General features: G+C 66.8%; 23 protein-coding genes. 14 read left to right on the top strand and 9 right to left on the bottom strand.

Translation table 11 applies throughout. The annotated features are described in order from the left end of the window. Nucleotides 1–402: 402 nt before the first annotated feature. Nucleotides 403–1,029 carry a hypothetical protein gene (locus tag WCL10_RS01580; RefSeq protein ID WP_336893852.1) on the top strand — a complete coding sequence of 209 codons (627 nt, stop codon included), beginning with the start codon at nt 403–405 and terminating at the stop codon, nt 1,027–1,029. 3 nt (nt 1,030–1,032) lie between these two features. On the opposite strand, the gene WCL10_RS01575 is transcribed toward WCL10_RS01580, so the two are convergent. Next, nucleotides 1,033–2,034 carry an adenosine kinase gene (locus tag WCL10_RS01575; protein ID WP_336893851.1) on the bottom strand — a complete coding sequence of 334 codons (1,002 nt, stop codon included), beginning with the start codon at nt 2,032–2,034 and terminating at the stop codon, nt 1,033–1,035. A 129-nt stretch (nt 2,035–2,163) separates the two neighbouring features. Between WCL10_RS01575 and WCL10_RS01570 the strand changes: the two genes are divergently transcribed. Then, on the top strand, nt 2,164–2,595 hold the full coding sequence (locus tag WCL10_RS01570) for a hypothetical protein (RefSeq protein ID WP_336893850.1): 432 nt from the start codon (nt 2,164–2,166) through the stop codon (nt 2,593–2,595). A gap of 6 nt (nt 2,596–2,601) precedes the next feature. On the opposite strand, the gene WCL10_RS01565 is transcribed toward WCL10_RS01570, so the two are convergent. Genes WCL10_RS01565 through WCL10_RS01545 form a run of 5 tightly spaced genes read right to left on the bottom strand, consistent with a single transcriptional unit; the run spans nt 2,602 to nt 6,064 of the window. Further along, on the bottom strand, nt 2,602–3,780 hold the full coding sequence (locus WCL10_RS01565; protein WP_336893849.1) for a saccharopine dehydrogenase NADP-binding domain-containing protein: 1,179 nt from the start codon (nt 3,778–3,780) through the stop codon (nt 2,602–2,604). A gap of 38 nt (nt 3,781–3,818) precedes the next feature. Beyond that, on the bottom strand, nt 3,819–4,373 hold the full coding sequence (dcd, locus tag WCL10_RS01560) for a dCTP deaminase (protein WP_336893848.1): 555 nt from the start codon (nt 4,371–4,373) through the stop codon (nt 3,819–3,821). 38 nt (nt 4,374–4,411) lie between these two features. Further along, entirely contained in the window at nt 4,412–4,864 is a 453-nt protein-coding gene (locus WCL10_RS01555) for a cytidine deaminase (protein WP_336893847.1), read from the bottom strand. Continuing rightward, nucleotides 4,861–5,526, bottom strand: coding sequence for a glycoside hydrolase family 25 protein (locus WCL10_RS01550; protein WP_336893846.1), 666 nt, complete (start codon nt 5,524–5,526; stop codon nt 4,861–4,863). Before WCL10_RS01550 ends, WCL10_RS01555 begins: the two co-directional genes overlap by 4 nt. Before the next feature lie 55 nt (nt 5,527–5,581). After that, nucleotides 5,582–6,064: a UPF0262 family protein gene (locus WCL10_RS01545; RefSeq protein WP_336893845.1), complete on the bottom strand. Its 483-nt coding sequence runs from the start codon at nt 6,062–6,064 to the stop codon at nt 5,582–5,584. Nucleotides 6,065–6,202: 138 nt separating this feature from the next. On the opposite strand from WCL10_RS01545, the gene WCL10_RS01540 reads away from it, so the two are divergent. The 8 genes from WCL10_RS01540 (at nt 6,203) to WCL10_RS01505 (ending at nt 13,710) form a co-directional block, all read left to right on the top strand. Next, a complete protein-coding gene (locus tag WCL10_RS01540) occupies nt 6,203–7,726 on the top strand; it encodes a replicative DNA helicase (RefSeq protein WP_336893844.1) in 1,524 nt (507 codons plus the stop codon). Between the two features lie 101 nt (nt 7,727–7,827). Then, nucleotides 7,828–8,172, top strand: coding sequence for a DNA-directed RNA polymerase subunit omega (rpoZ, locus tag WCL10_RS01535; protein ID WP_336893843.1), 345 nt, complete (start codon nt 7,828–7,830; stop codon nt 8,170–8,172). 143 nt (nt 8,173–8,315) lie between these two features. Next, the gene (locus WCL10_RS01530; RefSeq protein WP_336893842.1) at nt 8,316–10,859 is read left to right on the top strand and encodes a helicase-related protein; all 2,544 of its coding nucleotides are present in this window, start codon (nt 8,316–8,318) and stop codon (nt 10,857–10,859) included. After that, nucleotides 10,859–11,200 (top strand): S4 domain-containing protein, encoded by a 342-nt coding sequence (locus WCL10_RS01525; protein WP_336893841.1) that lies wholly within the window; start codon nt 10,859–10,861, stop codon nt 11,198–11,200. Before WCL10_RS01530 ends, WCL10_RS01525 begins: the two co-directional genes overlap by 1 nt. Further along, on the top strand, nt 11,197–11,535 hold the full coding sequence (gene fdxA / locus WCL10_RS01520; RefSeq protein ID WP_336893840.1) for a ferredoxin FdxA: 339 nt from the start codon (nt 11,197–11,199) through the stop codon (nt 11,533–11,535). Before WCL10_RS01525 ends, fdxA begins: the two co-directional genes overlap by 4 nt. Nucleotides 11,536–11,845: 310 nt before the next feature. Continuing rightward, complete coding sequence (locus WCL10_RS01515) at nt 11,846–12,370, top strand: CarD family transcriptional regulator (RefSeq protein ID WP_067906430.1); 525 nt, start codon at nt 11,846–11,848, stop codon at nt 12,368–12,370. 214 nt (nt 12,371–12,584) lie between these two features. After that, complete coding sequence (locus tag WCL10_RS01510) at nt 12,585–13,325, top strand: head GIN domain-containing protein (RefSeq protein WP_336893839.1); 741 nt, start codon at nt 12,585–12,587, stop codon at nt 13,323–13,325. Nucleotides 13,326–13,398: 73 nt separating this feature from the next. After that, nucleotides 13,399–13,710 carry a hypothetical protein gene (locus tag WCL10_RS01505; RefSeq protein WP_336893838.1) on the top strand — a complete coding sequence of 104 codons (312 nt, stop codon included), beginning with the start codon at nt 13,399–13,401 and terminating at the stop codon, nt 13,708–13,710. Here the strand turns inward: WCL10_RS01505 and WCL10_RS01500 are convergent. Then, complete coding sequence (locus WCL10_RS01500; protein ID WP_336893837.1) at nt 13,707–14,651, bottom strand: L-threonylcarbamoyladenylate synthase; 945 nt, start codon at nt 14,649–14,651, stop codon at nt 13,707–13,709. The two genes, WCL10_RS01505 and WCL10_RS01500, sit on opposite strands and share 4 nt — an antisense overlap. Before the next feature lie 47 nt (nt 14,652–14,698). On the opposite strand from WCL10_RS01500, the gene WCL10_RS01495 reads away from it, so the two are divergent. Next, nucleotides 14,699–16,420, top strand: coding sequence for an acyl-CoA dehydrogenase (locus WCL10_RS01495; RefSeq protein ID WP_336893836.1), 1,722 nt, complete (start codon nt 14,699–14,701; stop codon nt 16,418–16,420). Continuing rightward, nucleotides 16,417–17,238, top strand: coding sequence for a DUF815 domain-containing protein (locus WCL10_RS01490; protein ID WP_336893835.1), 822 nt, complete (start codon nt 16,417–16,419; stop codon nt 17,236–17,238). Before WCL10_RS01495 ends, WCL10_RS01490 begins: the two co-directional genes overlap by 4 nt. On the opposite strand, the gene WCL10_RS01485 is transcribed toward WCL10_RS01490, so the two are convergent. Beyond that, nucleotides 17,235–18,689: a PQQ-dependent sugar dehydrogenase gene (locus WCL10_RS01485; RefSeq protein ID WP_336893985.1), complete on the bottom strand. Its 1,455-nt coding sequence runs from the start codon at nt 18,687–18,689 to the stop codon at nt 17,235–17,237. The two genes, WCL10_RS01490 and WCL10_RS01485, sit on opposite strands and share 4 nt — an antisense overlap. Nucleotides 18,690–18,803: 114 nt before the next feature. Between WCL10_RS01485 and WCL10_RS01480 the strand changes: the two genes are divergently transcribed. Continuing rightward, entirely contained in the window at nt 18,804–19,286 is a 483-nt protein-coding gene (locus tag WCL10_RS01480; protein ID WP_336893834.1) for a GAF domain-containing protein, read from the top strand. Between the two features lie 157 nt (nt 19,287–19,443). Beyond that, on the top strand, nt 19,444–20,253 hold the full coding sequence (locus WCL10_RS01475) for a glycine zipper 2TM domain-containing protein (RefSeq protein ID WP_336893833.1): 810 nt from the start codon (nt 19,444–19,446) through the stop codon (nt 20,251–20,253). 23 nt (nt 20,254–20,276) lie between these two features. Here the strand turns inward: WCL10_RS01475 and WCL10_RS01470 are convergent, their stop codons facing one another. After that, on the bottom strand, nt 20,277–21,248 hold the full coding sequence (locus WCL10_RS01470) for a hypothetical protein (protein WP_336893832.1): 972 nt from the start codon (nt 21,246–21,248) through the stop codon (nt 20,277–20,279). Nucleotides 21,249–21,359: the final 111 nt, after the last annotated feature.

Below are 21,359 nucleotides of genomic sequence, written 5' to 3'. Positions count from 1 at the left end.
AGGGCAGCAAGGCCTATGACCTGCCCGAGGCCGACCCCATTCCGGCCTGGGGCGCGGGCGCGGCCCGTTCGGCAGAGCGCCTGTTCGTGTGGTCGGCCGCAGGCGGCCGCGATGCGCATTCGCTCGACTATACCAGCCTGCCCGTCAGGCTGCGCCGTGATGATCCGGCGGACTGGGCCGCCGAACTCGCCAGCAAGGCCGTCCACCTCGGCGATACCTTGTACCTTGGCACTTACGCCCATTCGATGAGCCCGGCCCACGGAACGCACGAGGACATGGTCTTCCCGCATGAGCAGCAAGCGGTGCGCACCATGCTCGAAACGGTGATCGAGGGCGCGGAGCGGGCCGGCCTTAGCGTGGCGATGCGCACAGCCAGCGAAGTGCGCGAGGAGATTATTGCGGGTGGATAAGACTGCAGTGGCCGCCTGCGAGGCCGAGATCCGCACCTTCCTTGCCGAACGTCTCGCCGCAATGGGGCCGGAGGAGGGAGGCCTTGCCAACTTCTACCTGCGCAAACTCGAAACAGGGCGCATCTTCAGCCGCTATGACCGCGAACTGCTGGTCCTGCTGCAAGGCGAGGGGCGCGTGGTCCACGCCGGCATAGGCATTGGCCAACTGAGCGCCGCGCTCGCGCTGCAGGGCAGCGAGGTGCTGGGCTTCGAAGGCGATCCGCGCCGCCATGCCGCTGCCGAAGCACTGCGCCTGCGTGTAGCGCCCGAAGCGCGCTACACGATCTGTCCGGCGCGTTTCCCTGAGGGCCTCGATCCCGCGTACGAGCCTGCAGGTGCGACGCTGCTCTTCACCAATGTCGCTGCCACCTGGCCCGAAGAGACGTACGACGCGATGATCGCGCTGATGCACCGGTTCAGCCGCACCATCCTCGATCTTGCCCGCTTCGGCGACGCGCGGCAGGACCCTGACGATCAGGCAGAACTCGCCGGACGGATCGCGGGCACCGGGCTCGTGCTCACTCCGCTGAACTTCGTCGCCGAGAAGACCGCCTTCATGGAAGTGCGCCGCGCGGGCTGAGTTTCAGCCCAGCCGTGCGGTCATGAGCTCGGCAAGGTCCGCTTCCGGCCGCGCACCGTAGTGCGAGATGACCTCGGCCGCGCAGATCGCGCCGAGGCGCAGACAATCGGCAAGGCTCTTGCCCCGGACATGCCCGAAGAGGAACCCGGCGGCGAAAAGATCGCCCGCACCGGTGGTGTCCACCACGCGCTCGACCGGCTCGGCCGGCACGGAAACATGCTCGCCATGCGCCACGGCATGCGCGCCATTCTCGCTGCGGGTCACGACCAGCACCGGCACCTTGGGTGCCAGCTGCGCGATACCGGCGTGGAAGTCTTCCTCGCCGGTCAGCGCCGCCAGCTCGTGCTCGTTGGCAAAGAGGATGTCGATCTCGCCCGCCTCGATCAGCGCGCGGAAATCATCGCCGTGGCGCGCGATGACAAAGCCGTCCGACAGCGTGAAGGCGACTTGCCGGCCCGCATCCCGAGCGGCCGAGATCGCGCGGCGCATCGCTTGGCGCGGTTCTTCGGGATCCCACAAGTAACCCTCGAGATAGAGCACCGCAGCCGAGGCGATCACGCTCTCGTCGAGCGCGGTGGCGGGCAGGAACTGCGAGGCGCCGAGGTAGGTGTTCATCGTGCGCTGGCCATCTGGCGTGACGAAGATCAGGCAGCGCGCGGTGGCCGGGTCCTCACCGCGTGCGGGAGTGGCAAAAGCGATCCCGCCCGCACGGATATCGTGCGCGAAGACCTCGCCAAGCTGGTCGTCGGCCACCTGGCCGATGAACGCGCACTTGGCGCCCAGCGCCGCAAGGCCTGCCAAAGTGTTCGCCGCCGAGCCGCCCGAAATTTCCCGCGCCGGGCCCATCGCCTCGTAGAGCTCGTGCGCGCGTGCAGTGTCGATCAAGGTCATTCCGCCCTTGGCGAGACCCAGCCGCGCCACGTCCTCCTCGGAGGCCGGGGCCATCACATCGACGATGGCGTTGCCGATGGCGATGACGTCAAGGCTGGCAGGCGTAGGGCTCATGTCGAAACTCCAGACAGGCAAGGGATTGCCGCGAGGCCGTAGCGGGCGCGGTGTCCCGGTGCAATGCTGCGCTGCGGCGAAAAGGCCCGGCGTTGACAGCCGGGGGCGCAGCGGCAATGTGCCGGTGCGATGAACGGACGCTTCCTCCTCGCCCTGCCCGGGCTGCTCGCGCTCGCGGCCTGCGCCAGCGGGCCGGAACCCGCGCGGCCGCTTCCGGCACCGCCTCCGCCGAAGCTCGTCCGCCCCGCGCCGCCCGCCGCGATCCAGACACAGCGCCCCAAACCGCACCTTCAGGTCTTGCCCGGGCTTGAAGGCGTGATCGGCGCCGATGCCGATGCACTCACCCGCCAGTTCGGCCCGCCCCGGCTTGATGTGCGCGATGGCGATGTGCGCAAGCTGCAATGGAGCGGCGCACCCTGCGTGCTAGACGCTTATCTCTATCCAACCGAAGGCGGCGGCCGCCCTGCCGCGACTTATGTCGATGCGCGGCGGGGCGACGGGCGCGACGTGGACAGGGCAGCCTGCGTCGCGGCGCTGCGGCAGACCCCGCCGCGCCGCTAGACCGCCTTATTCCTCCACCGCGAAGCTGATTTCGGCGTGGTCGCGCAGCCGCTCGACCAGCGCTTCGCCAAGCAACGCGCCCGGCGTCGCGACAGCGCCCGGAGCCTCGCAGGACAGCAGCGCGATCCCCGTTTCCGCAAGCATCCGGCTGGTCGAGCCATAGCCCGGATCGTAGCGTCCCTTGACGCCATAGCGGATGGTGCGGCCATCGGGCAACTCACCCACGAAGAGCACGTCGTAATACCCGTTGAGGCGCTCATCCGCGCTCGGCCCCTCACCGGGCGCGGGATCGTTTGGCCCGCCGATCATCGGCGTTCGGGCGATATGCTCGGCAATCGCCTGGCCCTGCTCACCCGGCCCGGTCAGCATCATCTCGTCATAGACAAAGTCGGCGCCATAGGGATGGCCGCGCAGGAGGTTGGTGCGGTGGACGTTCTTGGTGTTGATCACCGCCATGATGAACGGCGCCGCCCAGCTCCCGGTCGCCTCGTCGAGGAACGGCTTGTCGCCTGCCGGCTGCTCCGGACCCTCGAAGTCGGGGGTAAGGCCGAAGGGGCTCGTCATGATCGGGATCAGCGCCGGATTAGCGCCGAGGGCCTTGAGCGTCGCGCCAAGGCTCGCTGCCGTGCCGCCCGAAAAACCGCCCTGCATCGCGCGCACGCGGCACTTCACCCGGGGCACCGGCGCCCCGAAACGCGCCTTGGCTTCCAGCTGCAGCATGAAGACGCCCAGATCGAAGGGAATCGAATCGAAGCCCGAGGAGAACGCGACCCGCGCACCGGTTGCCTGCGCCTGCTCATGCAGGGCATCGACCATCTGGCGCATCCAGACTGGCTCGCCGCAAAGGTCGGCATAGTCCGTTCCCGCCGCGACGCAGGCACGCAGCACCGGCTCGCCATAGAGCTGATAGGGCCCCACCGTCGTGACCACGACGCGGGTCTGCTCCGCCATCGCGGCAAGGCTGGCGGGATCGTTCGAATCAGCAACGACCAGCGGTGTATCGGCCGGCGCACCGATCAAGTCGCGCACTTCGGCGAGCTTTTCCGCGCTGCGCCCGGCCATGGCCCATCGCGGGCCATCGGTGCCGTAGTGGTGCGCGAGGTACTCGGCCACAAGCCGCCCGGTGTAGCCGGTCGCGCCATAGACGATGATGTCGAAGGGCCGTTCGGCCTTGTTCGTTGCCATTGCTCTCTCCCGTTGTTCTTGTGTTTTCAAAGTGATTATCAGAGCCGAGGAAGTGTCACCCCGCGCTGGCCCATGTATTTGCCTGCGCGGTCGGCATAGCTCACCTCACAGGGCTCGTTCCCTTGCAGGAACAGGAACTGGCACGCCCCCTCGTTGGCATAGATTTTGGCGGGGAGGGGGGTGGTGTTGGAAAACTCCAGCGTAACATGGCCTTCCCAGCCGGGCTCGAGCGGGGTGACGTTCACAATGATGCCGCAGCGTGCGTAGGTCGACTTGCCCAGACAGATGACGAGCACATCACGCGGCACGCGGAAATATTCCACCGTGCGGGCCAGCGCGAAGGAATTGGGCGGGATCACGCAGACGTCGGTCTTGCGGTCGACGAACGAGTTGGAATCGAAATTCTTCGGATCCACCACCGACGAATCGATGTTGGTGAAGATCTTGAACTCGTCGGCCACCCGCGCGTCGTAGCCGTAGGAAGAGAGGCCATAGGAAATGCAGCCCTCGCGGCGCTGGCTCTCCACGAACGGCTCGATCATGCCGTGCTCGATGGCCTGCGTGCGGATCCACTTGTCGGATTGAATGGCCAAATCGGCACTCCGGTTGGGTTGAATCGGAAGGAAAGCGTTCAGGCCAGATTGGCCGGTCCGAACGCGTGGGGCAAGAGGGCCGAGAGCGGCATCCGCAGCAAGCTGCCCCGCGCGACCGTGATCACCTCGGGATCGGTAACGCCAAGCGCCGCCAGTTCATGAAGCATCTGCCGGCAACGCCCGCAGGGCATGACCGGTTCCGGGCCAGGTGCCACCTCGCCGTCAGCGTCCGGCTTGCCGCCGACCACCGCCAGCGCGATCAGTCCGCTGCGCCGGCCCTCGTTCATGGCCTTGGCGACGGCATTGGCCTCGGCACAAAGCGAGAGGCCGTAGCTCGCGTTCTCGACATTGGCCGCGCTGACTACCGCGCCATCGGCAAAGAGCAGCGCCGCGCCGACGTGAAACCCCGAGTAGGGCGCATAGGCAAGGGTCGAGGACGTCAGCGCCGCCTGTACGAGCCGCACGATATCAATGTCGTCCAGCCCACTCATTGATGCACCGCCACCCAGCGCACCGGTCCCGCGAGGCCGTCGATGCGCAGCCGCGTCGTAGCAGTCCACATCACCCAGGGCCTCCCGGCATAGGCGGGCTCGAAGAAGTCTTGCGCCAGCCAGAGATTGCGGCCGACTCGCGCCGCGAGGTGGTACCGGCTTTCAAAGCTGCGGGCGATCATCAGGATTGCCGGCCGTTCGGTGTGCTTCTCGATCTGGTTGAGGAACGTGGTCAGCTCGCTCTGCATCGCCGCCTCGCCCGGCGGTTCCGGGCAGGAGCGCGAATCGATATCGAGCGCCACGGCAGGCGGTAGCAAGGTGCGGTCGCGCGGCACCACGGTGACGAAATTGGCAGCCTGCTCATCGGCCGGTGCACACAGGTCATAGACATGCACCGCGCCCGCCTGCAGCCCCTGCGCCCGGGCCGCTTCAAGCGCCGCCGTGAAAGCCGCATCACGCCGTCCGGCGCCCTCGCTCGCCGTCAGATAAACAAAATCGGCCCCGTGCGCCTTGAGCATGGGCCATTCGACCGGGCCGTCCTGCGCTGCCAGCCACGCGCCCTGCACCGGGAAGCTTGCGCGATCGGGCTCCCAGCGCCGAGCCTCCAGCCAGCCAAAGCCTGCTGCGAGCGCAAGCAGCAGCACGCCCGCGATCAGCCACACGCGCCGGCGCGCAGGTTTTCGCGGATTGTTCAAGCTGGGTCGCCTCGGTAACCGTTCATCCCCTGATATGCAGCACGCAGATCAGGGTGAACAGCCGCCGCGCGGTGGCAAAATCAGTTTCGATCTTGCCCTCCAGCCGCTCGAGCAGCAGTTCCGCCGCTTCGTTGTGAACGCCGCGCCGGGCCATGTCGATCGTCTCGATCTCCTGGGCGGTCGCCCGGCGGATCGCCTGATAATACGAATCGCAGATCGCGAAGTAATCGCGGATCGGGCGGCGGAACCGGCCGAGCCCCAGCACGATCGTCTCGAGCGGACTGCCGTCGTCTGCCGAAATCGCCAGCGCCAGTCGCCCGTCATCCACCGAAAGCCGCAAGCGATAGGGGCCTTCATAGCCGGCCGTCGCCGCGCGCACCGGGCGGAACGTGTTCTCCTCGATCAGATCGAAGATCGCGATGCGGCGTTCCTGCTCGATATCGGCATTGCGCCACACGATCGTCGCTTCGTCGAGCTCGATATGCGAAATGCGCGGGTCGGCCATGACGGCCAGTGTCTTGCAGACGGTTTCGGCGGCGGCAAGCCATTTGCGCGGGGTATCGCTGATCGCTCCCCGCTATCCACAGGCACCGTTGCATGTGCGCCGCTTGCCGCGCGGGCTGCGCTCCGTCACAAGCAAGCTATGTCCGCAGTCCAGCCCATCCCTTTGCGCGAACCCGAGCAGCCCGGCTCATCAGGCGCAGCCCTCCCGGCCAACGTGGAGGCCGAAGCCGCGTTCCTCGGCGCGGTGCTGATCGACAACCGCATCCTTGAGGAACTGACCACCCCGCTCAGGCCCGAACATTTCTTCGCGCCCGTCCACGGCCGGGTGTTCGAGCGGGTACTCGCGCTGATCGACCGCAAGGCCGTGGTCACGCCGGTCACGCTCAAGCCCTATTTCGAGGCTGACGAGGGACTCAGGGAACTCGGCGGCACCGCTTATCTCGCGCGCCTTACTGCCGACGGACAAGGCCTGCTCGCGCCACGCGAGCTTGCCGAGCAGATCTACGATCTGGCCCTGCTTCGTGAACTCATCACCGTCGGGCGCAATCTCGTCACCGGCGCGATGGATACGAGCGAGGCCGTCGCGCCGCTCAAGCAGATCGAGCAAGCCGAAGCCGCGCTCTATGCCGTGGCCGAAGGTGCGCAGACCGGAAGCGAGGCACAGAGCTTCGGCAGCGCGACGCGCGTTTCGCTCGAGATGATCGAAAAGGCCCTGCTTTCGGGCGGCCATATCTCGGGCAAGACCACCGGGCTCACCTCGCTCAACGAGAAGATCGGCGGGCTCCACGACAGCGACCTCATCATCCTCGCCGGCCGCCCGGGCATGGGCAAGACCTCGCTCGCCACCAATATCGCCTTCAACGCCGCCGACCGGCTGCGGCGCGATCTGGCGGACGGAATTACCGCAAAGGACTCGGTCGGCGCCGGAGTCGCCTTCTTCAGCCTCGAAATGAGCGCGGACCAGCTCGCCACGCGTATCCTCGCTGAACAATCGGGCATCAGTTCCGAGGCCCTGCGCATGGGCCGCATCAGCCGCGAGGATTTCCAGCAGCTCTCCTTCGCCAGCCAGCGCCTCGCCGAACTGCCGCTCTATATCGACGATACGCCCGCGCTTTCCATCGGCGCGCTTCGCACCCGCGCACGGCGCCTCAAGCGGCGGCACGATATCGGCCTCATCGTGGTCGACTATCTCCAGCTGCTGCAGGGTTCGGGCCGCGCCAGTGACAACCGCGTCAACGAGATTTCGGAGATCAGCCGCGGCCTCAAGACGCTTGCCAAGGAACTTGCCGTCCCGGTCATCGCGCTATCGCAGCTCAGCCGCGCGGTCGAGCAGCGCGACGACAAGCGCCCGATGCTGTCTGACCTGCGCGAATCGGGCTCGATCGAACAGGACGCGGACATGGTCTGGTTCGTGTTCCGCGAGGATTATTACGTCATGGCGCGCGAGCCCAAGGTCCCTCAGGGCTCCGACGACGCCAAGGTGCAGGAAGCCCACGCCGCCTGGCAGGCGGAAATGGAGCGCGTGTTTGGTCTCGCCGAGCTGATCGTCGCCAAGCAACGCCACGGCTCGACCGGTAAGGTCCGGATGAAGTTCGAGGCCCGGATCACCCGCTTCAGCGACCTCGCCCCCGATCACATGGCTTACGACTACGGCGACGAGTGAGCAGGCTGGGGATTCGCGAACACCGCATTTTCTTGACTTTCGGGCCGCCCCGCCCTAGCTCGCCGCTCTTCCCTCCATTCCTGTTTTACACGGAGTGCCCCATGGCGCGCGTTACCGTCGAAGATTGCGTCGACAAGATCCCCAACCGCTTCGATCTCGTGCTGCTCGCTGCAGAGCGCGCGCGCGCCATCTCGGGCGGCTCGGAACTGACCGTCGATCGCGACCGCGACAAGAACCCCGTCGTTGCGCTGCGCGAGATCGCGGAAGGCACTGTGCGCCCGGTCGTGCTCAAGGAAAACCTCATCCAGTCGCTGCAGCGCGTGCTGCCCGACGACGACGATCAGGTCGACGAGATCGGCTCGCTCTCGCAGTCGGCCGAAGCGCTGCGCATCACTGCCGCGGCTCCGGTGCGCAACACCTCGCTCGGTGCCGACTACGACGGCTGAGGGCTGACGCCTGACTCCCCGCTCATCCTGAGCTTGTCGAAGGAGTGAGTGGGGCCGGGGGTGTGCCTGTTGCCGAAGCCCTCTCTGGATAACACCCCAAAGGCCGCTTGCACTGCGAGCGGCCCCTCGGCACATTCGCAGGCATGGCCAGCCACCTCCTCGCGCGTGGAAGCGGCGACCGACAGGATCGGTCGGTCAAGGCCGTGCTCGGCCCGACCAACACGGGCAAGACCCACCTCGCGATCGAACGGCTCTGCGCCCATTCATCCGGCGCGATCGGCTTTCCGCTGCGCCTCCTCGCGCGCGAGGTTTATGACCGCGTCTGCAAGATCAAGGGCGAGAGCAACGTCGCGCTGATCACGGGCGAGGAACGCATCGAGCCGCCCAATGCGCGCTGGCATCTCTGCACGGTGGAGGCGATGCCCAGCAGGCCCGATCTCGCCTTCGTCGCGCTCGACGAGGCTCAGCTCGCCGCCGATCCGGAGCGCGGCCACGTCTTCACCGACCGCCTGCTCCACACCCGCGGCCGCGAGGAGACCATGCTGCTCGGCTCCGCCACGATCGAGCCGATGGTCCGCGCGCTGGTGCCCGGCGTCGAGGTCGTCAGCCGCCCGCGCTTCTCCAAATTGAGCCACGTCGGCGCGAAGAAGCTCAGCCGCATCCCGCCCCGCAGCGCCATCGTCGCCTTCTCCGCCGAGCAGGTCTACGCCATGGCCGAAATGCTGCGCCGCTTCCGGGGCGGCGCGGCGGTCGTCATGGGCGCGCTCAGCCCGCAGACACGCAATGCCCAGGTCGCGATGTACCAGGCTGGTGAGGTCGATTACCTCGTCGCCACCGACGCCATCGGCATGGGCCTCAACCTCGACGTCAGCCACGTCGCCTTCGCTGGCCTCTCCAAGTATGACGGCCACCGCCAACGCCGCCTGACCACAGCGGAAATGGCCCAGATCGCTGGACGCGCCGGCCGGCACCACAAGGACGGCACTTTCGGCACACTTGCGGGCATGGGGGGCCACGATCCCGAATTCGCGGACGAGGAAGTCTACGCGATCGAGGAGCACCGCTTCCCGCCGCTCACCCGCCTGTTCTGGCGTGAGTCGGAACCCCGGTTCGACAGCCTAGCCACGCTGATCGAGGATCTCGAATCCCCGCCCCCAAGGGCCGAACTTGCCAGCGCCCCGCCCGCCATTGACCTCGCCGTGCTCAAACGACTTGCCGACGAACCCGATGTCGCGGGCACCGTGCGCGGCCGCGCCTTGGTACAGCGCTTCTGGCAGGTCTGCTCGCTTCCCGATTTCCGCCAGCAGGGCCCGGAAACCCACTCGCGCTTCGTTGCCCGCCTGTGGCAGGACTTGCGCCACGGCTACCTTGGCGCCGACTATGTCGCGCAGGCCATTGCCCAGCAGGACAATCCTTCGGGCGATATCGATACCTTGCAAGGTCGCATCGCCGCCGTGCGCAGCTGGGCCTATATTACCCAGCGCCCCGACTGGGTCCTGGCGCGCGAGGAAATGGCGGCCCGCGCCCGAGCCGTCGAAACCAGGCTTTCCGATGCGCTGCACAGTCGCCTTACCGAACGTTTCGTCAACCGCCGCACCACCGTGCTGATGCGCAAGGCGGGGGCCGATGCCGGCCTGCTCCCGGTGCGGGTGAGCGAGGCCGGTGCGGTGCTGGTCGATGATGAGCCCATCGGCCACCTCGAAGGCTTCCGCTTCGTCGTCGATCCCCTCGCCCGCGCGGCTGACCGCAAGCTGCTCCTGGCCGCGGCTGAACGGCACCTGCCCGCACTTCTCGCTGCGCGCGCCGATGCTCTGGCCGCCGCCGCAGCCGAACCTGCCGGCCTTGCGCTCGATGGCGCCGCGCTCTTGTGGGAAAGGCTTCCCATCGCGCGGCTGGAGCCGGGCAAAACCCTGCTTGAGCCCCGTCTGCGGCTCGATCCCGCACTCGGCCTGCTGCCGACACGCCAGCGCGCTGCGGTGATCGGGGCGGTCGAGGGCTGGCTAGGCCGGCGCATCATGACCGACCTCGGCCCGCTATGCCGCCTTGCCCAAGCCGCACGCGCTGCCGAATCCGGCCCCGATCTTCGCGCCCTCCTGCTGCGGCTCGTCGCCAGCGGAGGGGTTCTGGCGCGCGAGGATGCCGGGCTCGACCGCCTTGATTCGCGCCAGCGCGACGCGTTGCGGCGGCTGGGTGTGCGGGTCGGCGCGCTTGATCTTTTTGTGCCGGCGGCGCTTCGGCCGTTACCGCTCGCGCTGTGGTGCCAACTGGCCGCCCTGCGCGGCCAAGCACTTGCCGCGCCCCCAGAGAGCATGCCGCCAGTCGTTGCGGCCAAGGCGCCGCCCGCTGGCTATCGCCGTGCCGCTGCGCAGGCAATCCGCGTCGATCTTGCCGAAAAGCTGCTTCAGACAGCGCACCGCCGTCGCATTGCCGCCGCCGGAAGGCGCTATGTGCTCGATCCTGCGCTCGCCCGGTCAATGGGCCTCGCGACCGCAGGCTATGCCGCTTTGCTGCGTGCCGCAGGCTTTCGCGTTCACATGGCACGCAGCCTCGCCGAAGCGGCGCATGGCCCGCCCGCGCCCCCGATGTGGGACTGGCGCCCTCCGCGCGGCGCTCCTGCCAAGGTCGAGCCGGCTTCCCCTCTATCGCCCACCGGCGCTTTTGCCGCGCTGGCAGAGCTCATCCGCTGATGGCCTCGGGTCAGAACCTGGCTGCGGAATCGCTGCGGATCGACAAACTGCTCTGGTTTCTGCGTTTCGCCGGCTCGCGCAGCCTGGCGCAGGACTGGGTGGCGGAGGGGCACATTCGCCTCAACGGGCGCCGGATCGAGCGTGCCAGCACGGTAGTGCGCTGCGGTGATGTGCTGGTCCTGCCGCTGCGTTCGGGGGTCCGGGTCATCACCCTTGCCAGCCTTCCGAGGCGGCGCGGTCCTCCCGAAGAAGCTAGGGGTTGTTATGAGGTGCTTGACGCAACAGGGGGCGCCACTCTAGCACGTCCGGAAACCGAACCTGAGGGGTTGCCACTGCCATGACCTATGTCGTTACCGAAGCCTGCATTCGCTGCAAGTTCATGGATTGCGTCGAGGTTTGCCCGGTGGACTGCTTCTACGAGGGCGAGAACATGCTGGTGATCAACCCCAGCGAATGCATCGACTGCGGCGTGTGCGAGCCCGAATGCCCGGCCGAGGCGATTCTGCCCGATACCGAGAGCGGCCTCGAGCAGTGGCTTGAGCTCAACACCAAGTTCTCGGCCGAGTGGCCCAACATCACCACCAAGAAGGACGCGCCGGCTGACGCCGACGACCACAAGGGCGAAGAGGGCAAGTACGACAAGTACTTCTCGGCCGAACCCGGCGAAGGCGACTGATCCTACCGGGGCGGTCCGCCGCCCGCCGAAATCAGGCGTCGACGCCATTTTGGCGTGGCATTTCGGCCCTTGCCTCTGGCATTTTTGTGACAGAGCTGCTATATAGCTGTGCAAGCGCCCGGCGGGACAATCCGCCAGGCGCCAACAACACGCAAAAGCAGGACAGACGGCAAACGGATCGCAGTGCTTTTAGACCGCGTTTGAAAAGACGGTCGTTTGCCGGACCTCTCCCCCAAAGGGCCCGGAATGCTGTCCGGGGGCGCGTCCGCCCCGCTATGCTCTCGTCCCTGCTGCGCCGAAAGGATAAGCAATGGCAACCAAGGCACTTGCCTTCGATGTTGGGGATTACGTGGTCTATCCCAAGCACGGCGTCGGCCGTGTGGTGGAACTGCAGAACGAGGAAATCGCGGGCATGAAGCTGCAGCTCTATGTGCTGCGCTTCGAGAAGGAACGCATGACCCTGCGCGTGCCCGTCAACAAGGTCGAGGCGATCGGCATGCGCAAGCTTTCGTCTGACAAGACGCTGCGTGAGGCGCTCGATACCCTTAAGGGCAAGCCCAAGGTGAAGCGCACGATGTGGTCGCGCCGTGCGCAGGAATACGAAGCCAAGATCAATTCGGGCGATCTCGTCTCGATTGCCGAAGTGACGCGCGACTTGTTCCGCGCCGACGACCAGCCCGAGCAGAGCTATTCCGAGCGCCAGATCTTCGAGGCCGCATCATCGCGCCTCGCCCGCGAACTGGCGGCGATGGAAAAGACCGACGAGCCCGCCGCTCTCAAGAAGATTCTTGCGATCCTCAACGAGCACGCGCCCAAGTACTACGAAACGGCCTGAGGCCACCTGCGCCTGAAGTGAGGCGCTTGAAAGAGGGGCTGTCGGAGCGATCCGGCGGCCCTTTTTTTCGTCCCCCCGTGCCTCCTGCACGCTGGCGGCCACAACCCCATCCGGCAAACAACCGATCTGGGTCGGCGAGTGACTTGGCCTTGAAGTCCAAGGTGCGTTATATACGCAATACACTAGGCCCAAGGCCGAGCCCAAGGAGTGACCCATGATCAAGGATATCGCCCGGACACTGGCCGGTATTGCCGCTGCTGCCCTCGCCCTCTCCCTCTCCGCCTGCGAAGGCGCTTCGGTCGAGATGGAAGGCATGAAGGGCATGCCGCTGGCCCAACTCGATCTGACCGCCAAGGCGCCCGAGGAAATCACCTTGCTTGGTCCCGATACGGTCCGGGTGGTCGAGGGTGACAGGCTTGCGATCAAGGTCGAGGGCAATCAGGATGCCAAGGACCGCCTGCGTTTCGTACTCAAGGACGGCAAGCTCGCCATCGGACGCGAGGGCTGGAAGATCGGGGGGAACGACGATCTCGCGACGATCGAGGTGACGGTGCCGGCGGCCAAGCGCCTTGTCATGGCCGGGTCGGGCACGATGCACGCCGATGTGCTGCGCGGGCCGGACGCCAGCGTCAGCATTGCCGGCTCGGGCGATATCGAAGTGCCCGCTATCGATGCGCAGGAACTCAAGGTCGAAGTGATCGGCTCCGGCGATCTCAAGGCGGCGGGCAAGGCAAAATCGCTCAAGGTCTCGATTGCCGGCAGCGGCTCGGCCGATCTTGCCGGGCTCATGGTCGAGGATGCCAAGGTCGATGTCGCTGGTTCGGGCGATACCAACTTTGCCTCCGATGGCCAGGTTACGGCCAATATCGTCGGCTCGGGCACCGTTCGGGTAAAGGGCCGGGCGCAGTGCAAGGTGACCTCGATGGGTTCGGGTACGCTCGTCTGCGAACCGTAAGGACATAGCCGGTCATCGTCCGGCAACGTTCGAGCCGCTAGGCTCGGGGCCTTTCATGCGAAAGGTCCCGCGCTTGACCCGATCCCTGCAATTCCTCGCCCCGCTTGCCGCCTTGGCTCTTTCGGGGTGCCTCGCGAGCACCGCCGCCAGTCTGGTCACCGCCCCCGTGCGCGTCGGCGCGAAAGCCATCGACATGGCAACCACAAGCCAGTCCGAGGCCGACGAGAACCGCGGCCGCGCCATGCGCAAGCGCGACGAGCGAATCGCGAAGCTGCAGAGGCGCTACAACCGCCGGATCGAGGCCTGCAACCGCGGCGAGACTGCCGCTTGCTCCGAAGCAAGCGAGATCAGCGGGGAAGTCTCGGCTTTGCGGGCGCAGCGCTAGGCCGCCGCACGCCGCAGCCGATCGTTGATGGCTGCGCCGACCCCTTCTTCCGGGATCGGCGCCACGGCAATGCGCGGCTGCGGCGCCGCTGCCGCCACATGCAGGCAGGCATAGAGCCGCGCCGCCGCCTCGGTAAGGTCGCCAGCGACGGACATCGAGACCGCGCCTTCCACGCCGCCAAAACCGATCAGAAACTCGTCCCCTTCCGCCGCCATCGCCCCCAACCGAATCGGCTTGCCCGGCGCATAGTGGCTGGCCAACTGCCCCGGCGCCTCGATTCCGCGTCGCTCCCGCGCGGCCGGCTCGCCAAGCACCGCCGCAATCTCGGCCTCAGTCACCGGCCCCGGCCGCAGGACCTGCCATCCGCCACCGGGGCGCACCGCAACGATGGTCGATTCCAGACCGCGCTCGGTGATGCCGCCATCAAGGATCAGATCAGCCCGCCCGCCAAGCGAAGTGACCACATGCGCCGCGCTCGTCGGGCTGACACCGCCGCTGCGGTTGGCCGAAGGTGCGGCAAGCGGCAGGCCAGCCGCCTCCAGCACCGCCCGCATCACCGGATGCGCCGGCACCCGCAGCGCCACAGTCGGCAGCCCCGCGCTCACTGCCGCAGCCAGCAGCGCATCCGCGCGGCGGGGGAGTACCATGGTCAGCGGCCCGGGCCAGAATGCTGCCGCCAGCGCCCGCGCGCGCTCGTCGAACAGGGCCAGCGCCTCTGCCGCAGCGAGGCCGGGCACATGCACGATCAGCGGATTGAAATCAGGCCGGCCCTTTGCGCGGAAGATCGCGGCGACGGCCTCTGCCTGGTCCGCGCGCGCCGCCAGCCCGTAGACCGTCTCGGTCGGCACCGCGACGGTTCCGCCCGCCGCCAGCACGCGCGCGGCTTGCGCCACGCCGGCAGCGTCGGCCGTCAGCACATTGGGGGGCGTTTGCGTGCTCATGCCTTGCCGCTATAGCCCTCGACAGAGGCTGCCAAGGAAAACAGCGCATGAGCTTTATCGCCCCCACCGAAGACCAAGTTCTCGCGATGCGTATCTGCGCCGGAATCGACGAGCTCGCCGAGCACGAACGCTACGGCGCGGCCACGCCCGACGTGGTCGAGGCGATTGCCGAAGGCATCGGCGCCTTCGCTTCCGGCGAATGGGCCCCGCTCAACCGAATCGGCGATACCGAAGGCGCGCATTGCCGTGACGGCGTGGTGTCCTCCCCCGCCGGCTATGCCGAAGCCTACCAGGCCTTCGTCGAACAGGGCTGGGGCTCGATTGCGGGTCCCGCCGAGTATGGCGGTCAGGGCCTGCCCTTCACGCTCGCGACCTGCGTGCTCGAAACGCTGGGCGCGGCCAACATGGGCTTCACACTGCTGCCCATGCTCACAGTCGGTGCGATCGAAGCGCTCGACCACCATGGCAGCGAAGCGCAGAAGGCCATGTATCTGCCCAATCTGATTTCGGGCGCATGGTCGGGCACGATGAACCTCACCGAGCCGCAGGCCGGCTCCGACGTCGGCGCGCTGCGCAGCACCGCCATGCCGATTGAGGAAGGCCCTCACGCCGGCAAATACCGCATCGCGGGCACCAAGATCTACATCACCTGGGGCGAGCATGAACTCGCGGAGAACGTCATCCACCTGGTTCTGGCGCGCACGCCCGGTGCACCGGCGGGATCGCGCGGCATCTCGCTGTTCATCGTCCCCAAGTACCACGTGAACGCCGATGGTTCGCTAGGGGGCCGCAACGATTTGCGTGCCGTCTCCATCGAGCACAAGCTTGGGATCAACGTCTCGCCAACTTGCGTCATGAGCTATGGCGATAATGGCGAGTGCATCGGCGAACTTGTCGGCCACGAGAACGAAGGCCTCAAGGCCATGTTCACGATGATGAACTCGGCACGCATCAATGTCGGCAGCCAGGGCGTCCAGATCGCCGAACGCGCGCTTCAGCAGGCCCGCGCCTATGCCCGCGATCGCGTCCAGTCCGCCCGCGCCGGTTCGCCTGACAAGAGCCCCGTCGCGATCATCGAACACCCCGACGTGCGGCGCATGATCCTGCGCATGCGCGCCCTCACCGAGGGCTCGCGCGCGCTGCTCTACTACACAGCCGGCCAAGTGGATCGCGGCCTGTTGGGCGACAAAGCCGCGCAGCAGCGCGCCGAACTCCTTGTCCCGCTGCTAAAGGCCTGGGGCACCGATGTCGGCTGCGAGGTCGCCAGCCTTGGCATCCAGATCCACGGCGGCATGGGCTTCGTCGAGGAGACCGGCGCGGCGCAGCACTACCGCGACGCGCGCATCGCCCCGATCTATGAAGGCACCAACGGCATTCAGGCCGCCGATCTCGTCACCCGCAAGCTCGGCATGGAAGGTGGCGGCGTGTTGCAGGCGCTGATGGCCGATATCTCCGCCGAGATGCAGGACGTCCCCGAAGTCGCCTCGCTCGCCAAGGACGCTGCCGCCATCGGGACGTGGATGGCCAGCGGCGATGCCAGCCTCGATGACAAGCTGGCGGGTAGCGTGCCGTTCCTCACCATGTGCGCGGTCGCGGTTGCCGGGTGGCAGCTTGCCAGGCAGGCCCGTGCATCGGGCGCGGTCGAGAAGACCGCCGTGACCAAAGTGTTCAATCGCACCCTGGTACCGGAAGCGCGCGGCCTTGGGGCAGCTGCCATGGCCGGTGCGGCGCTGTACTACGAGCTGGAAACCGAGGCACTCGCTGGATGACCGCCGCCGAGCCCCTGCTCGAACGTATCGCCGCGGCGCTCGAGCGCCTTGCCCCGCCGCCGCCTGCCGATGCCGATTGGTTGGCTCACCCGGCCTACGTCTGGACCGGCAGCGGTGCGCGTGCCGTCAATCCGCTCGAAGCGCCGCCACTTGCGCTGATCCGCGGTGTCGATGCGCAAAAGGCGGCGGTTGCCGAAAACGTCGCCCGCCTCGCGCGCGGCGCCGCAGCGCACGACATGCTGCTGTGGGGCGCGCGCGGCATGGGCAAGTCGGCGCTCGTCCGCGCCGCCGTGCGCGCTGCGCAGGAGGCTCATCCCGGCAGCATCGCACTTGTCCAGGCTGCGCCCGACGAAAGCCTCGCCGCACTGCTCGCCGCACTTCGCCAGAGGGACCGGCGCTATCTTATCCTTCTCGACGACCTCGGTTTCGATGCCGGCGATGCGGGAGCCGCGCGCCGCTTGCGCTCATGGTTGGAGGGCGGTGTCGAAGCCCGGCCCGCCAATGTTCGCCTCGCCGTAACCTCGAACCGCCGCGCAATAGTCGAGCGGCATATGGCCGAGCAGGACGACCCGATCAATCCGCGCGACGTCGTCGACGACCGCCTCGCCCTGGCCGACCGCTTCGGCCTCTCGCTTGGCTTCCATGCCTGCTCGCAGGACGATTACCTCACGATCATCGCGGGATATGCCGCGCATCACGGGCTCGCCTTCGAGGCGGACGACGCGCTCGCCTGGTCCAAGCAGCGCGGCAGCCGCTCGGGACGCGTCGCCTGGCAATTCGTCAACGAACTGGCCGGACGCGCAGGCAAGACGCTTTAGGGCTGCTGTTTCAGCAGATCCGAATCCTCGCTCGGCCTTATGGTGAACTTGGCATCGGCCTTGGGCGGGGGCGGCATCGGCGTTGCTGCAATTGGCGCGATCGCCGCTGCAGGCTTGGCGCCCGGCGCCACCACGCGCCAGATCACGCCGCCGGTATCGTCGCTCACCAGAAGGGCGCCGTTCTTGGCAAAGGCCACCCAGGTCGGTCGGCCGTGCGCGGTGTTGTCCTTGGTGAGGAACCCGGTCAGCACCGGCACAGGCGGCTTCGCCAGTGCATTGCCGTTGTTGTCAAAGGCCACGAAAACCACGTCATAACCCGAAAGCGGCTTGCGGTTCCACGAACCGTGCCGCGCCACGAAGGCCCCGCTGGCAAACCGCTCGCCCATCAGATTGCCGCCGCGCGCAAACGCGAGGCCGAGCGGCGCAACATGAGCGCCAAGGCCGTACTCGGGCTTGCGCACATAGAAGAACATGTCCTGTGGTATGGGCTCCTCCACCCGCCAGTCGATGTTCTTCTTCCAATAGACCCACGGCCAGCCATACTGGGCCCCCAAGGGCACGTTGGTCAGATAGTCGGGCACGAGGTCGGAGCCCAGCATGTCGCGCTCGTTGACCGTGGTCCACAGCTCACCGCTGCGAGGGTTCCAGTCGAGCCCGTTGGGGTTGCGCAGCCCTTCGGCAAAAGCCCGCGAGGAATGCTTGGTGAAATCATACTCGTAGATCGCCGCGCGCCCACGTTCCTTGTCCAGCCCCTGCTCGCCGATGTTTGAGGCCGAACCGACCGTTACGTAGAGCAGCGTGCCATCCGCGCTCAGCAAGAGGTTGCGCGCCCAGTGGTTGCCGCCGCCAGGCAGGTCCATCAGCTTTTCCGGCTTGCCGTCCAGCGTGGTCTGACCCGGCGTGAACGGCCAGGACACCACCGCATCGTGGTTCGCCACATAAAGCCGCCCCTCGCGCAGCACCATGCCAAATGGTGAATTGAGCCCCGGATTGCTCATCACGAAGCGCTGGTCGGCGGTGCCGTCACCGTTGCTGTCGCGCAGCACCACGATCTTGTTGGGAGAAGCCTCGCCCGCGCCGACAGACGACATGAGCCAGCCCATCACGAACCCGGCGATCCCGCCCGGCCCGCGTGCTGGCGGGCCATTGGTCTCGGCCGCGAGCACATCGCCGTTGGGCAGCACGAAGAGGCTGCGCGGATGGTCGAGTTTGTCGGCAAAGCGCGTCACCACAAGGCCCTCGGCCGCCGTCGGCGCCGCGCCGTCGGCCCAGCCGACCGGTTTTGCGATCCCGATGGTCGGAAACCACTGGGGCGATGCCTCGGCAAGCTGCGGCTTGGGGCCGGTGGTCTTGTCAAGGTCGAACTGCGCGGTATCGCCGCGCGTCATCCAGAACGCAAAGAGCCCGAGGGCCACGAGAAAGACGAGGAGCCCGATCAGGGCCTTGCGCATTATGGTCATGCGCCTGAGTCTAGGAGCGGCGCCCATTTCCCGCAATGGTCCAATCCGGGCATCTGGCAGTCGCGCCACGCGACTTTGCGGCTGGGTCCTGTTATGCGCTCGGCCATGTACGACTTTGCGCCCAGCACCGACCAGCCCAAGCCCGCGCTCTATCGCGATCTCGCCGAAGCCGCGCTCGCGATCACGCACGACGAGCCCGATGCCGTGGCCAACATGGCCAATTGCGCCGCGCTGCTTGCCCAGTTCCTGCCCGATCTCAATTGGGCAGGGTTCTACCGTATGGTGGATGGCGGGCTCGTACTCGGTCCTTTCGCGGGCAAGCCGGCCTGCATCCGCATTGCGCTCGGACAGGGCGTCTGCGGCGCCGCCGCCGCGACCGGCGAGACCCAGTTGGTGCCCGATGTCCACGCCTTTCCCGGTCACATCGCCTGTGATGCCGCCAGCCGCTCCGAACTCGTCGTGCCGGTGATGCGTGATGGCGCGGTGATCGCCGTGATCGACCTCGACAGCCCGTTGGTCGCCCGCTTTGATGCCGAGGACGCCGCCGGGCTCGAGGCATTGGCCGCCGCATTGGCCGGGCGGATCTAGCTCCCGACTCACCCTGCCCCGTTTCGGCACAGCCGTTCCAGCATGCTTTGTTCTTGGCGTGGCGAGATGCTAATCAGCGGGTTGACCCCGACTATCGGCCGGAGCATCCCGCACCGTTTGTCGAGAAGGGGCCCGTTCACGCTGACAGGGGATCAAGATGGCCAGAGTAATCCGTGCCGTGTTGGCTGCCGCCATGGCCACCGGTATCGCCGCGCCCGCTCTGGCGCAGAACCAGGTTCCTGTGCAGGTCAGCGGGCAATCAGGTTATGTCAGCGGCTATCAGGGCGTGCCGATGTATTACGCCCCGCCGGTCTGGCAGAGCTATCAGGCGCCGGTCTACAATGCCCCGGTTCAGTCCGCCCCTGTCTATAACGGCGCACCCCCACCTCAGGCACCGCAAGCCGATCCTCATTATCTCCAGATGGTCGAGAAGTGTCAGGGCGTCACGCGCCGAAACAGCGGCACAACCGGAGCAGTGATCGGCGGGGTCGTTGGCGGCGTCGTTGGCAACCGTGTCGCTTCGGGCAATCGCGTGATCGGCACCGTGGCTGGTGCGGCAGTCGGCGCGGTTGCCGGTGGCGCCATCGGCAAGTCGGTCGATCGCAGCCGTGAACGCGAGTGCGAGGAATTCTTCAGCAGTTATTCAGCGCCCCCGCAGCCCGGCTACGGCTATACTTACGGCTATGCGCCGCCTGCCTACCCCGGCGGCTATGCCTACGGTTATCCGGCATATGGCTATCCCAGCTATGGCTACGCGCCCGTCAACGGACCGGCCATGGGCTATGTGATGGTACCGCAGGGCGCGCCGCAAACGGTGCCGCAAGCCGTACCGCAGGCGCAGGGCACTTGCACTGAAACACGCACGGTGACGTACGAATACGTGCCGGTAGTGCGGCACTATCGCGGGGCGCCGCCGCGGCGTCCGGTGATCCGCGACAAGCGGGTCCTGGTGCCTTCGGGAAGCTGAGCCGCGCCGCGCAAGCGCGGACCTCAGGGCGCTCCATCCTTGCTTGGCATGAGATCAAGCACCATGCCGACTTCATGCAGCGTGCCCGAAGGCATGGTCATATAGACTCGCCCGGCGAAATCGACCTGAAGACTGCCTGTGCCAGCCTCGAAGGTCCAGGCAAAGGCGCTCGACAGCGAGACCGCTTTCTTGCCGACAGGCCGGCGCTGCCCATCGAACGATTCGATCCGCCCGCCGCGCGTGATGTAAAAGTCGTTCGGGTCGTCGTAGAGAATGATCCGCGCCACCATGGCAAGGTCGGACGCGCCATCAGGCACGGTCTCGACGTAACGTTTCTGGGCCATCGGCCGCATCGAGCGGTTGTGCTGGGCCTGCGTCATTTCGGCCGCGACCATGGCTTGTGCGTTCTGCCAGCCATGTACAATGGCAGCGATGCGGTCCTTGCGCGAAGGATGGGTGGGCGTAGCCTGTTCCGGCAGAATTCTCGCTCCGGCAGAAGTCGTTTCAGCCAGCGTTGCCCCGAGCCGGGCCAGCACGAAGCCTGAGAACTCGTCCGCTTCCAGCTCATCGCGCCAGGGGTTTGTCGATTGGCGCAAGGTGTGGCCGGCAAGGTGGTGCCCAACCTCATGGGCGAGGATGCTCATCGCTCCCCAATCCTGACAAATACGATCCGCCACCTGGGCCATGAAGCGGGGATCGAACAAGATCACACGCTGACCGTTGATGATTTCCGCTGCAGCGGGTGTCGAAGCATTTACGACCATCTCGAAATTCATCTCGAGCCCGCTGACCCGGAGGATTCGATCTACCTGCGTGCGGGCCTCGGCAATATCGGCCTCGTAACCTGGCCCGGGTTCGCCCATGTAGGCGAGCGCGCCCCGCACCTTGCGGTCCTTCTCGGTATCCCAATACCCGCGCAGCCGCGCCTCGGACCATTCCCGGCCAACTTCGCACTGTCCGGGTTCCTTGCCAGATCTCGCCCCGTTCGCCGCCACTGTGGTTGGCTGGGCGCAAACTCCGCTTGTAAGCGCAAGAGAAAATGCCAGCCCTACTGCTGGTCCGCAGGACACTCTTGGCATGGTGGCGGTTCTCCTTGCCACGCCAGC

The sequence above is a fragment of the Novosphingobium sp. genome, assembly GCF_037133355.1.
Taxonomy (GTDB): domain Bacteria; phylum Pseudomonadota; class Alphaproteobacteria; order Sphingomonadales; family Sphingomonadaceae; genus Novosphingobium.
The sequence above is the reverse complement of the archived record's forward strand: the minus strand, read 5'-3'. Positions and strand labels throughout refer to the sequence as shown.